The organism is Sphingomonas adhaesiva (assembly GCF_036946305.1).
In the GTDB taxonomy this organism is placed as follows: Bacteria; Pseudomonadota; Alphaproteobacteria; order Sphingomonadales; family Sphingomonadaceae; genus Sphingomonas; species Sphingomonas adhaesiva_B.
Genome location: NZ_JAQIJJ010000003.1, coordinates 46,697 through 60,712, shown reverse-complemented (window position 1 = coordinate 60,712; position 14,016 = coordinate 46,697). Strand labels below are relative to the sequence as shown.

At 71.2% G+C, this 14,016-nt stretch carries 11 protein-coding genes and 1 tRNA gene; 1 reads left to right on the top strand and 11 read right to left on the bottom strand.

The genetic code is table 11. The features are described from left to right. Positions 1 to 189: 189 nt before the first annotated feature. The 6 genes from PGN14_RS03870 to PGN14_RS03845 all read right to left on the bottom strand — a co-directional run bounded on the left by PGN14_RS03870 (position 190) and on the right by PGN14_RS03845 (position 4,131). Positions 190 to 561 carry an HK97 family phage prohead protease gene (locus PGN14_RS03870; protein ID WP_335298118.1) on the bottom strand — a complete coding sequence of 124 codons (372 nt, stop codon included), beginning with the start codon at positions 559 to 561 and terminating at the stop codon, positions 190 to 192. Further along, positions 558 to 878 (bottom strand): DUF6127 family protein, encoded by a 321-nt coding sequence (locus tag PGN14_RS03865; protein WP_335298117.1) that lies wholly within the window; start codon positions 876 to 878, stop codon positions 558 to 560. Before PGN14_RS03865 ends, PGN14_RS03870 begins: the two co-directional genes overlap by 4 nt. Continuing rightward, complete coding sequence (locus PGN14_RS03860) at positions 875 to 1,948, bottom strand: phage portal protein (protein ID WP_335298116.1); 1,074 nt, start codon at positions 1,946 to 1,948, stop codon at positions 875 to 877. The genes PGN14_RS03865 and PGN14_RS03860 overlap by 4 nt, the downstream gene beginning before the upstream one ends. A 135-nt stretch (positions 1,949 to 2,083) precedes the next feature. Then, positions 2,084 to 3,421 (bottom strand): DNA-packaging protein, encoded by a 1,338-nt coding sequence (locus tag PGN14_RS03855; protein WP_335298115.1) that lies wholly within the window; start codon positions 3,419 to 3,421, stop codon positions 2,084 to 2,086. Continuing rightward, complete coding sequence (locus PGN14_RS03850; RefSeq protein WP_335298114.1) at positions 3,418 to 3,849, bottom strand: hypothetical protein; 432 nt, start codon at positions 3,847 to 3,849, stop codon at positions 3,418 to 3,420. Before PGN14_RS03850 ends, PGN14_RS03855 begins: the two co-directional genes overlap by 4 nt. Positions 3,850 to 4,057: 208 nt before the next feature. Further along, positions 4,058 to 4,131, bottom strand: a tRNA-Gly gene (locus PGN14_RS03845). Positions 4,132 to 4,219: 88 nt separating this feature from the next. On the opposite strand from PGN14_RS03845, the gene PGN14_RS03840 reads away from it, so the two are divergent. Further along, a complete protein-coding gene (locus tag PGN14_RS03840) occupies positions 4,220 to 6,298 on the top strand; it encodes a TonB-dependent receptor (protein WP_335298113.1) in 2,079 nt (692 codons plus the stop codon). A 303-nt stretch (positions 6,299 to 6,601) separates the two neighbouring features. Here PGN14_RS03840 and ftsH read toward each other — a convergent pair whose 3' ends face one another. The 5 genes from ftsH to ptsP form a co-directional block, all read right to left on the bottom strand. Beyond that, positions 6,602 to 8,581 carry an ATP-dependent zinc metalloprotease FtsH gene (gene ftsH, locus PGN14_RS03835; protein ID WP_335298112.1) on the bottom strand — a complete coding sequence of 660 codons (1,980 nt, stop codon included), beginning with the start codon at positions 8,579 to 8,581 and terminating at the stop codon, positions 6,602 to 6,604. A 75-nt stretch (positions 8,582 to 8,656) separates the two neighbouring features. After that, positions 8,657 to 9,631, bottom strand: coding sequence for a tRNA lysidine(34) synthetase TilS (gene tilS / locus PGN14_RS03830; RefSeq protein ID WP_335298111.1), 975 nt, complete (start codon positions 9,629 to 9,631; stop codon positions 8,657 to 8,659). A gap of 1 nt (position 9,632) precedes the next feature. Beyond that, positions 9,633 to 10,526 carry a hypothetical protein gene (locus tag PGN14_RS03825; protein WP_335298110.1) on the bottom strand — a complete coding sequence of 298 codons (894 nt, stop codon included), beginning with the start codon at positions 10,524 to 10,526 and terminating at the stop codon, positions 9,633 to 9,635. Positions 10,527 to 10,600: 74 nt separating this feature from the next. Continuing rightward, a complete protein-coding gene (locus tag PGN14_RS03820) occupies positions 10,601 to 11,509 on the bottom strand; it encodes a helix-turn-helix domain-containing protein (RefSeq protein ID WP_335298109.1) in 909 nt (302 codons plus the stop codon). Between the two features lie 118 nt (positions 11,510 to 11,627). After that, a complete protein-coding gene (ptsP, locus tag PGN14_RS03815; protein ID WP_335298108.1) occupies positions 11,628 to 13,895 on the bottom strand; it encodes a phosphoenolpyruvate--protein phosphotransferase in 2,268 nt (755 codons plus the stop codon). Between the last annotated feature and the right edge of the window lie 121 nt (positions 13,896 to 14,016).

Below are 14,016 nucleotides of genomic sequence, written 5' to 3'. Positions count from 1 at the left end.
TCCTGAAGATGGGTCCGCCCCCGGACCCCGAAAAAGCAATCAAAAGCTGATCGAGATTCAAGTCAGAACCGTTCGTGCTGAGGAGAGGCTGAGCTTGTCGAAGCCTCGTCTCGAAGCACCGCCCTTCGAGACGCCGTTTCGACTTCGCTCAACGGCTCCTCAGGGCAAACGGTAGGGAATAGATCCTCCCTATCCCCGCTCGAACACGCGGTCGACACGCGCGGCGGGCTGCATCGGCACCGCCACCAGGCTCACCTCGGCCAGATCGGCGCGCAGGATCTCGCGCCACACCCCCTGCCGCGTCGCCCGCGCACGATAGCCCACCGACAGCCCCGGCAGCGCACCGGCGCGCACCAGCCGCGCCACCTCGGCATCCGCCACCTCCGCCTCGATCCTGAGGCCGCGCGCATCCTCCGCCACCGCGGTCAGCGTGCCGACCGCGCGCCCGCGATGCTGCATCAGCAGCGGCACCGCCGCGGCGCCGGCAAAGGCACCGCCACGGATCACGTCGCCGGCGCGGTCGACCCGGTCATAGACCGCGGCATAGCCGGCGATCTTCATGCCCCGCTCCCGTCGATCCACGCGCCGAACCCCAGCTTCACCGCGATCCCGACCAGCAGCGCCGCCCACACCATCCGCACGACCCATGCCGCCAGCGCGCGCCACGCCGATCGCTTCGCCTCGCGCCACGCCTTCAACAGCTCGCGCAGCTCGGCGACATCCCCCGCCGCCCCCTCGTCGGCCAGCCCCAGCCGCGTCAGCGCGCGCGTCGCGCCCAGCTCGCCCGCTTCCTCCACGATCGCGCGCAGCGTCTCCATGTCGACCCCGCGCGCCTGCTCCTGCGCCATCAGCTGCGCCAGCACGGTGGCGGCGGTCATTGCCAGTCCACCATCTGCCGCTTCTCCTCCGGCGACAGAAAGTCCGCCGCCCCGACCATCCGCCACAGCCGCTCGCGATCCTCGACCAGCGCCGGCACGCGATCCAGATCGATCGCCAGCGTGGCGTCGGCGAACCACGGCGCCAGCCCGCCGCGCAATGCGCTCAGGATCGCGCCCGCCAGCGGCAGCACCGTCAGCCGCCACAGCGCCCGGTTCGCCTCCTTGTAATTGGCATAGGTGCTGTCCCCGGGCAGCCCCAGCAGCATCGGCGGCACCCCGAAGGCGAGCGCGATCTCGCGCGCCGCCGCCGCCTTGGTGCCCGCGAAGTCCATGTCGGCGGGCGTCAGGCTCATCGCCTGCCATTTCAGGCCACCCTCCAGCAGCATCGGCCGCCCGGCATTGGCCGCCCCGGCGAACCCCGTCTCCATCTCCTCGCGCAGCCGGCGGAACTGGTCGGGCGACAGCACCGATCCGTCTCCCGCATCATAGACCAGCGCCCCCGACGGCCGCGCCGCATTGTCCAGCAGCGCCTTGCTCCACGCCGACGCAGCATTGTGGATCGCCACCGCGCCGGACGCCGCGCCCAGGCACCCCAGCCCGTAATGATCGTCGACCGGGTTGAACCGCCGCACATGCACCACGCTGGCAATATCCAGCCGCACGCTGCGCACGCCGACGCGATACAGGTACGCTGCCGGCCACCCGTCCGCGCCCAGCTCCACCGTCACCCGCTCCGGCCGCAACGCGAACAGCTCCGCCACGTCCCCGTCATCGTCGCGCAGAATTTGGACGAACGCATTGCCATGCAGCAGCACCTGCGCCGCCACCCCCTCCAGCACCGCGCCGACGATCGCCCCCAGCCGCGCATCGCTCGCATCCAGCGGCGCGCCCGCGACACCCTCCGCGATCAGCTTCACCGCGCGCTGCGCGATCGGATTGCCGCAATAGCCTGCGCGCACCTGCGCCTCATACCCCTGTGGCCACTGCCCGATCGGCCGCACCGCCCCGGAAGTGCCCGCCAACGCCGGACGCGCATCATCGCGCCCGGACTTCCACCCGAACCAAGCCATCCGATTGTTCCTTTTCAGCCCCGCCCCGTCATGCCGCCACCGTGTTCCGGCGAACGCCGGAACCCAGGGCCAAGCAGGACAACGCCGGTTACACGTCGTGGCCCTGGGCTCCTGCATGCGCAGGAGCCCCGCTCGCTACCCTCCGAAACTCCGCACCCGTGCTTCGCCCTGCCGCTCCAACATCAATGCGGTCAGCGCCCAGACACACGCATCCGCGCGATCCGGCGAGCGCGTCGGCCCGTCATACCCGCCACCCGCCGACAGCCCCGCCAGCTCGTCCTCCAGCTGCGGGAACGGCCGCGCATGCCACACCCGCCCCGCCTCATAGAGCGCCGCCACCGGCTCCGCGCGCGCCACCTTGCCGCGCGTGGCATGAACCAGCCGCACCGGCAGCGCCGCTTCCGCGGCCTGCAGCACGCTCTTCACCATCGCCCCGCCCTGGTTCGCCTCCGCCACGACGCGGTCCGCCGCCACCCGCGCGCTGCACGCCGCCACCGCACGCGCCCAGCCTTCCGGCGTCGCGCCGACCACGCTGGCATCCTCGATCACATAGCCATGGCCGTCGTCGCCCAGCCCCGCCGCGACGATCCCGCAGGCGTCGCCCTCGACCCCCGCCGGCGGATCGACGCCGACGACGACCCGCACCAGCGCCGGCACCCGCGCCGCGCGCTGCCGCTCGATCAGGGCGCGCGGCCACAGCGCGCCCGCGACGTCGCCGATCATCTCGCCGTCCAGTTCCTGCCGCCCCAGCCGCGTGCCGCCATAGGTCGCCGCCACCGCCGCCACGAACGCGTCGGGCAGATGCGGATTGTCGCGCGTCCGTCCCCGCGTGACATGCGTCCCCGGCAACGCCGCCACCCGCCGCATCAGCGCGGTCGGGCGCGGCGTCGTCGTCACCAGCACGCGCGGCCGATCGCCCAGCCGCAATCCCATCATCAGATTGTCCCATGCCGCGACCCCACGCCATTTCGCCAGCTCGTCCGCCCAGGCGAGGTGATGCTCCGGCCCGCGCAGCTTCTCCGGGGCGGCCGCCGAATAGACCTGCGCCACCGCTCCGCTGGCGAAGCGCACCTCGCCGCTGGTGGGTCGCCACACCACCGGCTCCGCCGCGCGCGCTACCGCGATCACGCCGCTCGGCCCCTCCACCATCACCTTGCGCGCGTCCTCGATCGTCGCACCCACCAGCGCGATCCGCGCGTCGGGATGCGCGCGCGCCATTGCGCTCACCCATTCCGCGCCCGCGCGCGTCTTCCCGAACCCGCGCCCCGCCTGCATCAGCCAGACCGTCCAGTCGCCGGGCGGCGGCAACTGCCCCTCGTGCGCCCATACCTCCCATGCCTCGCGCACCGTCTGCAACAGACCGTCCCCCACCGGATCGGCCGCGCGTTCCCGCTCGCGCGCATCGCTGGCCAGCATCCACCGGACAACGCGATACAGCCCGCCGTCGCCTGCCTCCTCGGCCGGCTCCGTCATGCCGGCTCCGGCGTGCCGCCCCGCTTGGCCTGGGCGCGCAACTGCTTCAGCAGCGCCGCCGCCGCCTCGCGCCGCTCGTCGCGCTTCTTCGCCACGGGCGCCGCCGCCACGCCTGGTCGCTGCGCCAGCAGCAGCATCGCGGTGGCCAGGTCGATGCCCTGCCCCCCGCTCAGCACCTGCGCCACCACCGCCGCTTCCAGCCGCTCATACGCGCCCGCCGCCGCCTGCTGCCACGCCGCCGCGAACCCCGCGTCGCGCCGCCGCCTGGCATAGGCCGCCATCATCGCCACCCCGGCCGCCGCCGCAGCCGCGGCGACGTCGCCGGTCATGCTCAGGTGATCCAGGAACGTCTCGCGCTTCGCCTTCGTCCAGCGCGTATCCCCTGCCGTCGTCGCCGTCCGGCACTCGTCGACCGCTGCATCGGCCATCACGCCATCCGTTCGATCTCCATCCGCCGCCATGTCGCACCCCCACGTTCGCCGGACACGAAAAGGGCCGGCGCGGCGGAGCCGTCATCCGGCCCCGAGCCGCCCGGCCCGTTCGCATCATCTCGATGTTCCTGTTTTGTACCCAAAGAGCGTGACGATGTCAAGCACGGATTTGCCCCGCGACAGGAACCTGACGATGTCGGAAAGGTGGAGCGGGTAGCGGGAATCGAACCCGCGTATTCAGCTTGGAAGGCTGCTGCACTACCATTGTGCTATACCCGCCCGCGCCGCGACCGCTTGCCACGTTCCGCGCCCGCGGGTCAACCGCGCCCTTCGCAATCTCGCACACCTCCCCTACACCGCACCGCGAATGCGCCACGTCCTGATCCTGCTCCCCGCCGTCCTCGCCGCCACCCCCGCCGCGGCGCAGGACATCGTCGTCACCGGGCGCGGGCTTGCCGATCGTCCCGGCGACCGCGCGTTCGACATCGTCACGATCGACGCCGATCGCATCGCCGCCAGCGCCAGCGCGCGGCTGGAGAACGTGCTGGCCGATGTCGCCGGGTTGCAGCAGTTCCGCCGCTCCGATTCGCGCTCCGCCAACCCGACCAGCCAGGGCATCTCGCTACGCGGGATCGGCGGCAATGCGTCCAGCCGCGCGCTGCTGGTCCTCGACGGCGTGCCACAGGCGGATCCGTTCGGCGGCTGGGTCGCCTTCCCCGCTTATGCCACCGACCGCATCGGCCGCATCCGCGTGACGCGCGGCGGGGGCAGCGGCTACCTCGGCCCCGGCGCGCTCGCCGGCACGGTGGAGCTGGACAGCGCCACCCCGGCACAGCTCGCCCCGCTCGTCGCCAGCCTCGCTTATGGCAGCCGCCAGTCGCTCGACACCCGCGCCACCGCGCTGCTGTCGCGCGACGCCGGTTTCGCCACATTGTCCGCCGCCTATGCCCGCGGCGACGGCTTCACGCCGACGGTGGCGGAGGATCGCGGCCCCGCCGATCGCCCCGCGCCCTATGAACAGGCATCCGTCGCGCTCCGCACCGTCGTCGCGCTCGACGCCGCGACCGAGCTTCAGGCCAATGTCGCCGCCTTTACCGACACGCGCGATCGCGGCACCGCCTTCACCCGCAACCGCAGCCAGGGCGCCGACGCTTCGCTGCGCCTCGTCGGCCGCGGCGACTGGGGCTGGTCCGCGCTTGCCTATCTCCAGACCCGCGCCTTCGCGTCGCAATTCGCCAGCGTCGACGCGGCACGCATCACCGCGACCGAGACGCTCGACCAGTATAACACCCCCGCCACCGGCCTCGGCGGACGGGTCGAGATCGTCCCTCCCGTTGGCACCGGCAACGACCTGCGGTTCGGCGCCGACGTGCGTGCGCTGTCGGGGCGGACGCAGGAACGCTACACCTTCGTCGCCGCGCACCCCACGCGGCGCCGCGTCGCGGGCGGCGACACTCGCACGATGGGCCTGTTCGCCGACGGCAGCGCCACCCGCGGCGCCTGGGTGCTGACGCTCGGCGGGCGCATCGACCGCTGGCAGATCACCCGCGGCTTCCTTACCGAGACCCCGCTCGCCGGCGGACCGGCGCTGACCGACGCCCGCTTTGCCGATCGCACGGGCACGCAGGCGACCGGCCGCGCCGGCCTCGCCTGGTCGCCGCTGCGCGCGGTCACGCTGCGCGCCGCGGGCTATCGCGGTTGGCGGCTGCCGACGCTTAACGAACTCTACCGCCCGTTCCGCGTCGGCGCGGATGCCACCGCCGCCAACCCCGCGCTCGCGCCGGAGCGGCTGACCGGCGTGGATGCCGGCCTCACGCTGACCCCGCTCGCCGGCCTGTCGCTGTCCGCCGGCGTGTTCCGCAACCGCCTCGACGGTGCGATCGCCAATGTCACGGCGGGCGCGGGACCGGGCACCTTCTCCGGCGTCGGTTTCGTCGCGGGCACCTATCGCGTCCGCCGCAACCTCGACGCGATCCGCTCCTCCGGCGTCGAGGTCGAGGCGCGCGCCACCACCGGAGAGGTCACCGCACTCGCCTCGTGGAGCCACGTCGACCCGCGCGTCGCCGCCTCCGGCACCGCCGCCGCGCTGAACGGCCTGCGCCCGGCGCAGACCCCGCTCGACCAGCTGTCCGCCACGCTCGCCTGGCGCCGCGGCGACATCGCCGCCTCGACCACGCTGCGCCACGTCGCGCGCCAGTTCGAGGACGACGCCAACACCCGCACCCTCGCGCCGGCCACCACGCTGGACACCGCGCTCGCCGTTCCGATCACCCGCACGCTCGCGCTGGAAACGCGCGCCGAGAATCTGTTCGACGCCCGCGTCGAGGCCGGCATCAGCGGCGCCGACGTGATCGAACGCGCCACCCCCCCGCACCCTGTGGATCGGCCTGCGCTACCGCGGCGGTTGACGAGGTTCACGCGAAGCCGCGAAGCCGCAACGATGTAGAGCTCCTCGGCGCGCAGCGCCCTCCACATCCCGCGCGCCCATCATGATCCGCACATCGGCCTCACGCGCGCCCTCTTTGCGTCTTCGCGTCTTCGCGCGAACAAAGAAAGAGATGTTCACGCGGAGGCGCGGAGGCGCAGAGAGGGCTCACACCGGGGAAACCCTATGGTCCTATCAACCGGCCCATCCTGCCTGCGGCGGCCACCACCTCGCCGGGAACGCAACCTCTCCGCGTCTCCGCGCCTCCGCGTGAACAAAAAAGGGCGGCCCGCAGGCCGCCCCCTCATCCCGATACCAACCCGATCACGCCCCGGCCGGCGACGGGCTTCCGAACGGCCCCGACGGCCGCTTCGTCTTCGGGATCGACGTCCCCGCCGTCGGCACCGCCTTGGTCGTCCGCCCCGAATCATTGCGGCCGATATCCTCGCCCGCGATCAGGCGCTTGATCTCCTCGCCCGACAGCGTCTCATATTCCAGCAGCGCGCCCGCCAGCAGGTGCAGCTGGTCGACATGATCCGTCAGCAGCTGCTTGGCGCGCACCAGCCCGCCCTCGACGATGCCCTTGATCTCATCGTCGATCAGCTGCGCGGTGGCGTTCGACATGCGCACCGGCTGGCTGTTGGAATACCCCAGGAAGCTCTCGCCCTCCGGCTGCGCATATTCGACCGGCCCGACCTTGTCCGACATGCCCCATTTGGTGACCATGTCGCGCGCCAGCCCGGTGGCATATTGGATGTCGCCCGACGCCCCCGACGACACCTTGTCATAGCCGAAGATGATCTCCTCGGCGACGCGCCCGCCCATGCTGACGGCCAGGTTCGCGTACATCTTGTCGCGGTGATAGCTGTAGCTGTCGCGCTCCGGCAGCCGCATCACCATGCCCAGCGCACGCCCGCGCGGGATGATCGTGGCCTTGTGGATCGGGTCCGACGCCGGCTCGTGGATCGAGACGATCGCATGCCCCGCCTCGTGATAGGCGGTCATGCGCTTCTCGTCCTCGGTCATGACCATCGACCGCCGTTCGGCGCCCATCATCACCTTGTCCTTGGCCTCCTCGAACTCGGCCATCGCGACCAGCCTTTTGCCCTTGCGCGCGCCCATCAGCGCCGCCTCGTTGACGAGGTTGGCGAGGTCGGCGCCCGAGAAGCCCGGCGTGCCGCGCGCGATCACGCGCGCGTCGACGTCGGGCGCCAGCGGCACCTTCTTCATATGGACTTCGAGGATCTTGATCCGACCCTCGATATCCGGGCGCGGCACCACGACCTGACGATCGAAGCGGCCCGGACGCAGCAGCGCGGGGTCCAGCACGTCGGGGCGGTTGGTCGCCGCGACGATGATGATCCCCTCGTTCGCCTCGAAGCCGTCCATCTCGACCAGCAGCTGGTTCAGCGTCTGCTCGCGCTCGTCATTGCCATTGCCCAGCCCGGCACCACGATGCCGCCCGACCGCGTCGATCTCGTCGATGAAGACGATGCACGGCGCGCTCTTCTTGGCCTGCTCGAACATGTCGCGCACGCGGCTGGCGCCGACGCCGACGAACATCTCGACGAAGTCCGAACCCGAAATGGTGAAGAACGGCACCCCCGCCTCGCCCGCGATCGCGCGCGCCAGCAGCGTCTTGCCGGTGCCGGGGCTGCCGACCAGCAACGCGCCCTTGGGGATCTTGCCCCCCAGCCGCGCGAACTTCGACGGATCCTTCAGGAAGTCGACGATCTCGGTCAGTTCGGCGCGCGCCTCGTCGATGCCGGCGACATCGTCGAACGTGACCTTGCCTTCCTTCTGCGTCAGCATCCGCGCGCGGCTCTTGCCGAAGCCCATCGCGCCGCCCGCGCCGCCACCCTTCTGCATCTGGCGCAGCACGAAGAAGGCGATGCCGATGAACAGCAGGAACGGCAGCGAATTGTACAGCATCAGCATCCAGATCGACGGGCCTTCCTCCGGCTTGCCCGCCACCTCGACACCCGCCTTGCGCAGCCGCTCGATCAGCCCGCTGTCCTGCACCGGATAGGTGCGGAACTTGTCGCCACTGCTGAACGTGCCCGTAATCATGTCGCGCGAGACGTTGACGTCCTTGACCGTCCCTTCGTCGACCTTGTCGAGGAAGGTGGAGTAAGCGACCGTGTTGCCGGAGCCGGATGTCGTGCGGCCGTCGAACAGCGTGACCACCACCGCCAGTGACAGCAGCACGCCTACCCAGATCAACAGGCTCTTCATCCAGGGATTGGGGTTGCCCCCGCCACCATTCGGGTCGCCGCCGCCATTCTGCCGATCGTTGTCGTTCATGCGATACCTTTCGTCGCCGACAATGTAGGCGCATGTGGGTTAATGGCAATGGAACGAGGGGCGGAAGAACGCCGGTCAGTGTGATCGACGCGGTGGAGCCGCCGCGAAGGTCCAGCCATCGCGTCCCGGCGTCACCTTCACCCCGCCCTGAACGGTCGCCTGCCACGACTCCAGCGCATCCAGCAGCGGTTCGACGTTTGCCGATTCGCTGAAGGCCGGCAGCACGATTCCCAGCGCATCGCGCGTTTCGATGATCGCCTTGCGCACCAGCCGCCGGCGCAATTCGCGCGGCTCGTCGGCAATGTCCAGCGGATGCCGCACACCACCCCAACGCTCGCTCCAGAGCCGCGCCGCCTGGCGCGCGATCACCTCTTCCGCCTCCGCCAGCCACCCCGCCGACGCCGCCAGCCGCACCGCGTCCAGTTCCGGCGTCGTCGCCAGCAGCATGCGCAAGCGCGTCCGGTCGTGGCGCGGGTCGTCATTCGACGGATCGTCGACGAAGGGAACCCCCACCGCCTCCACCACCGCGCGCAATTCCGCGCGCCGCCACGCCAGCAACGGCCGCAGGATCGCTACCCCGTCGCTCCATCGCCACGCCCGGATCGCCGCCAGCCCCGCCAGGCCCGACGCGCGATTCAGCCGCATCAGCAGCGTCTCCGCCTGATCGTCGGCATGATGCGCGGTCAGCAACGCGCGACCTGCGGCCCAGCGCGTCAGCGCCGCATAGCGCGGCGCCCGCGCGCGCATCTGGATACTGCTGCCGACGATCGGCGCATCAGGCGTCAGGATCGCGTGCGGAACGCCCAAAGCGGCGCAGACGTCCCCGACCATCGCCGCCTCGTCCGCCGACGCGGCACGCAGCCGGTGATCGAACGTCGCCGCAGCCACCCTTCCCGGGAACGCGGCGGTGGCCAGCACCAGCATCGCCATGCTGTCCGCCCCGCCCGACACGGCCAGCGCGAGCGGCGCACCGGCCACGCTCGCCGCGTTCGCCACCCGCGCCACATCGTCACGGAACCGCGCCACCGCCGCGCCCGGCGGCGGGATCACCTCACTTGCACTTGGCGGCGGTGCGCGCCTTGGCGACATCGGCCTTCATCGTCGCGGAGATCGTCGCACCATAGACGTCGGTCAGCTCGCCATAGACCTTGCACGCATCCGCCGGCTTGTTCAGCTTCACCAGCGCGCTGCCCAGATAGAACAGGCTGTCGGGCGCCCGTTCGCCGTCCGGATATTTCTTGTAATTGTCGTAGAAGGCGATCGACGCAAGGCTCGGCTTGCCGTCGTCCAGATAGGCACGCCCGAGCAGGTTCTGCGCATAGCTCGCGCGGCGATGCTTGGGGAAGTCCGCCACCACCTTCTTCAGCTGCGTCTCGGCCGCGGCATATTTCTTCGCCGACCACAGGCGATAGCCATAGAGATAGCCGTCCTCCGCCGCGTCGCCGCTATCGGGCTTCTCGACGCCCGCGACATCGGCCGACGCGTCCGCCGCCGGCTTGGCGCCCGGCTTCGTCGCCGCAGGCTTGGGCGCGGTCGGCACCACCACGTCGCTTTCTGCGGCGGGCGCGGGCGCGATCGGCGCGGTCAGCTTCGCATCGGTCGCCTTCCGATAGGCCGCGAACTGCTCCTCCAGCTGGCGCAGGCGATATTGCGCCTGCTCGATCTGCCCCGTCATCGTCGCCATCTGCTGTTCCAGCGAGGTGACGCGGGCGGACACGTCCGCGATCGCGCTGGTCGCGGGCACGCCGTCGGGCGTCACCGGCGCAATGCTGGGCGCGATCTGCGGCTCCACCATCTGGCCCGCGCCGCCCGGGAACACCTTGCGCTGCACCGCGCGCATCTCGCTTTCCAGCTTGCCGACGCGTCCCTCCAGCGGCGCGCCCGATTGCGCCAGCCCGGGAACCGCGATCACCACGGCCACCGCCGCCAGCCAATACGTCTTCATGCCCTCACCCCCGAATGCGCCGCTGCACCCGATCCGTCTGCACCACCCCGGCTGACTCCAGCCTGAAGCGGTCGTTATTGCGCGCTATTCCCCGGCGCATCCTGAAAGGCCGCCGGCACCGCCTGCGTCACGGCGGGCGAACCGGACGCGCGCGGCCGCGGCGCGACGGCGGCGGCGGGCGAGGACGCCGCCACCGGCGCATTGCCGCCGGCACGCGCCGCCAGCGCGGTCGCGCTGATCCCCACGTCCTTGATCGCGCGCTTGCCGTCGCCCAGCGGCGGCACCTCGCGCCCGTCGACCGTGATCGTCAGCTGGTCCGGCCGCCCGACATTGATCATCGGCGCATTGGCATTGGCCGGCACCTCGAACGTCTCGCCCGGCTTCTTCGTGCCCAGGAACAATGTCTGCCCTGCGGCATCGTAGATGCGCATCCACACGTCGCTGCGCGCGGTCAGCACCACCTTGCCCGCGGGCGCCGGCGTCGGCACCGCGCGCGCGGCGGGCACCGGCGAGCTCGCCGCCACCACCTGCCCCGCCTCGGGCGCCTCGCGCGTGCCGCGGAACACACCCGTCGTCAGCCACAGCACGCCCAGCACCAGCACCGCCAGCGCCACGCCCGCCGCCACGATCACCAGCCCGCGCGACGGCCCGCGCGCGGGGTCGGCGATCTCCTCGATATGATGCTGGCGGACCGGCATCGCGCCGCGTGCCAGTTCGCCGCGGATCGCGCGCCCCACCTCGGCCTGGTCCAGCCCGACCGCGCGCGCATAGGCCCGCGCGAAGCCCGACGCATAGGTCGGCGACGGCAGCTGGTCGAGCCGGTCGTTCTCCAGCGCCTCCAGGAAGCGCTGCGTCACGCGGGTGCGCGCCGCCACCTCCGGCAAGGACAGTCCCTGCGCCTCGCGCGCGGCGCGCAGCCGGGCGCCGACCGTTGTCGGTGCCTGGGCCGGTGCCGCTGGTGCGGGTTGCTGACCGTCGCTCATTCCTGTCTCCGCTTCCCCCGGCGCCGCCCGTTCGCGCCGCGGGAAAGCGTTCGTCTCCCAAAGCGCCGGTTGAGTGTCAACCGACCCGCGCGCCACGCGCGCTCGGCTCGCCGCACCCTTACGCCAGTTCCACGCCCTGTTCGCCCGCCCATTGCGTCAGCGCCCCGCGCATGTCGCGCGGCGGCGCCGCCAGCAGCGCGTCCATGAATGCCATCAGCGCCCCCCGGTCCAGCGAGCGCAGCATCGCCTTCACCGGCCCCACCGCCGCCGGAGTGATCGACAGCCGGTCGATCCCGATCCCGATCAGCGCCATCGCCTCCAGCGGCCGCCCGCCCATCTCGCCGCACACCGCCATCGGCACGCCCGCCGCGCGCGCCGGCCCCGCCACCTGCCGCAGGAAGCGCAGGATCGCGCTCGACAACCAGTCGTACCGCTCGGCCAGCTTCGGGTTGGCGCGATCGGCGGCGAACAGGAATTGCGTCAGGTCGTTGGTGCCCACCGACAGGAAGTCCACCTGCGGCAGCAGGAGGTCGAGCTGATAGGCGAGCGCCGGCACCTCCAGCATCGCGCCATAGCGGATGTCGAGCGGCAACCGCTTTCCGCGCGCCACCAGGAACGCGCGCTGCGCCTCGAACAGGGCACGCGCCTCCTCGAACTCCCAATATTCCGACACCATCGGAAACATCACGCTCAGCGTGCGCCCCGCCGCCGCCTCCAGCAGCGCGCGCGCCTGCGCCTTCATCAACCCGTCGCGTTCCAGCGCGAGCCGCAGCGCGCGCCACCCCATCGCCGGATTCTCCTCGTCCTCGGCATGGACCAGATAGGGCAGCGCCTTGTCCCCGCCGATATCGACCGTGCGAAAGATCACCGGCCGCTGCCCCGCCGCGTCCAGCACCTCCTTGTAGAGCCGCTGCTGGCGCTCGCGCTGCGGCAGCGTGGCGGAGACGAGGAACTGGAATTCGGTGCGGAACAGCCCGATCCCGTCCGCCCCCGTCAGGTCCAGCGCGGCGACATCGTCGCGCAGCCCCGCATTGACCATCACGGTGACGCGATGCCCGTCCTTCGTCTCGGGCGGCACCTCGCGCAGCGCGGCATAGGCCGCCTTGCGCTTCTGCCGCGCCGCCAGCTTGGCGTCGAACGCCTCCTCCATCGGCGTGGTGGGGCGTACCGTCAGCGTCCCCTCGGTCACGTCGAGCAGCAGCAGGTCGCCCTCCGCGATCAACCGCCGCACATCGCGCACGCGCCCCAGCACCGGAACGCCCATCGCGCGCGCCACGATCGTGACGTGCGCGGTCAGCGAGCCTTCCTCCAGCACCACACCCTTCAGCCGCCGCCGGTCATATTCCAGCAGCTCCGCCGGCCCCAGGTTGCGCGCGATCAGGATCGTGTCCTGTCGCAGGCCCAGCTGCGCCGCGGTCCCCATCTGCCCGCTGACGATCCGCAATAGCCGGTTGGACAGATCCTCCAGGTCGTGCATCCGGTCGGCCAGCAGCGGATCGTCGATCTCGCGCATCCGCTGGCGGGTGCGCTGCTGCACCCGCTCGATCGCCGCCTCCGCGGTCAGCCCGCTGTCGATCGCCTCGTTGATCCGGCGCGACCATCCCTCGTCATAGGCGAACATCTTGTAGGTCTGGATGACCTCCTGATGCTCGTCGCCGACGCCGAACTCCGCCTCGCGTGCGATCCGGTCGATCTGCTCGCGCATCTTGTCGAACGCGGCATAGACGCGGTGGCGTTCCGCCTCGGTATCCTCCGCGACCGTATGCTCGATATGGATGCGTGGCTGGTGGAACACGGCGCAGCCCGCCGCCATGCCGTCGACCAGCTTCTGGCCCGCGATCCGTGTCGGCGCGGTCGACTGCGGCCGGTCCTTCGGCCCGCCCTGATCGATCAGCCCGGCATTGGCGATCAGCTCCGACAGCACCATCGCCACCGTCTGCAACGCCTCGATCTCGACATCCTCGTAGCGGCGCGGATCGGCATGCTGCACCGCCAGCACCCCCACCGCGCGCTCACGCCGGATGATCGGCACGCCCGCGAAACTATGGTAGCGGTCCTCTCCCGTCTCCGGCTTGTACGCGAAGTCGGGATGGCTGGCGGCTTCGTCGAGGTTGAGCACCTCGTTATTGGCGGCGATCGTGCCCACCAGCCCCTCGCCCATCGCCAGCTTGGTGACGTGAACCGCCTCGGGCGACAGGCCGCGCGTCGCGAACAGCTCCAGCACGCCCTCACGCAGCAGGTAGATCGAGCAGACCTCGCTATCCAGCGCCTCGCCGATGATCTCGACCACCGAGTTGAGCTTCGCCTGCGCGTTCGATCGCGCCGCCATCACGTCGTGCAGGTTGACCAGGATGTCGCGGGCGGAACGGGCGGCGGAAACGGGCATGGCGACGTGGCTAACAGACGCGGGGCTTGGGTGCCACGCAGCATTTTTGCGCGCATCCGGCGTGGATGAAATATCGGTAATGTCGCCGCGGCGATGTTCTCGCCGCCCCGCCGCCCTGCTA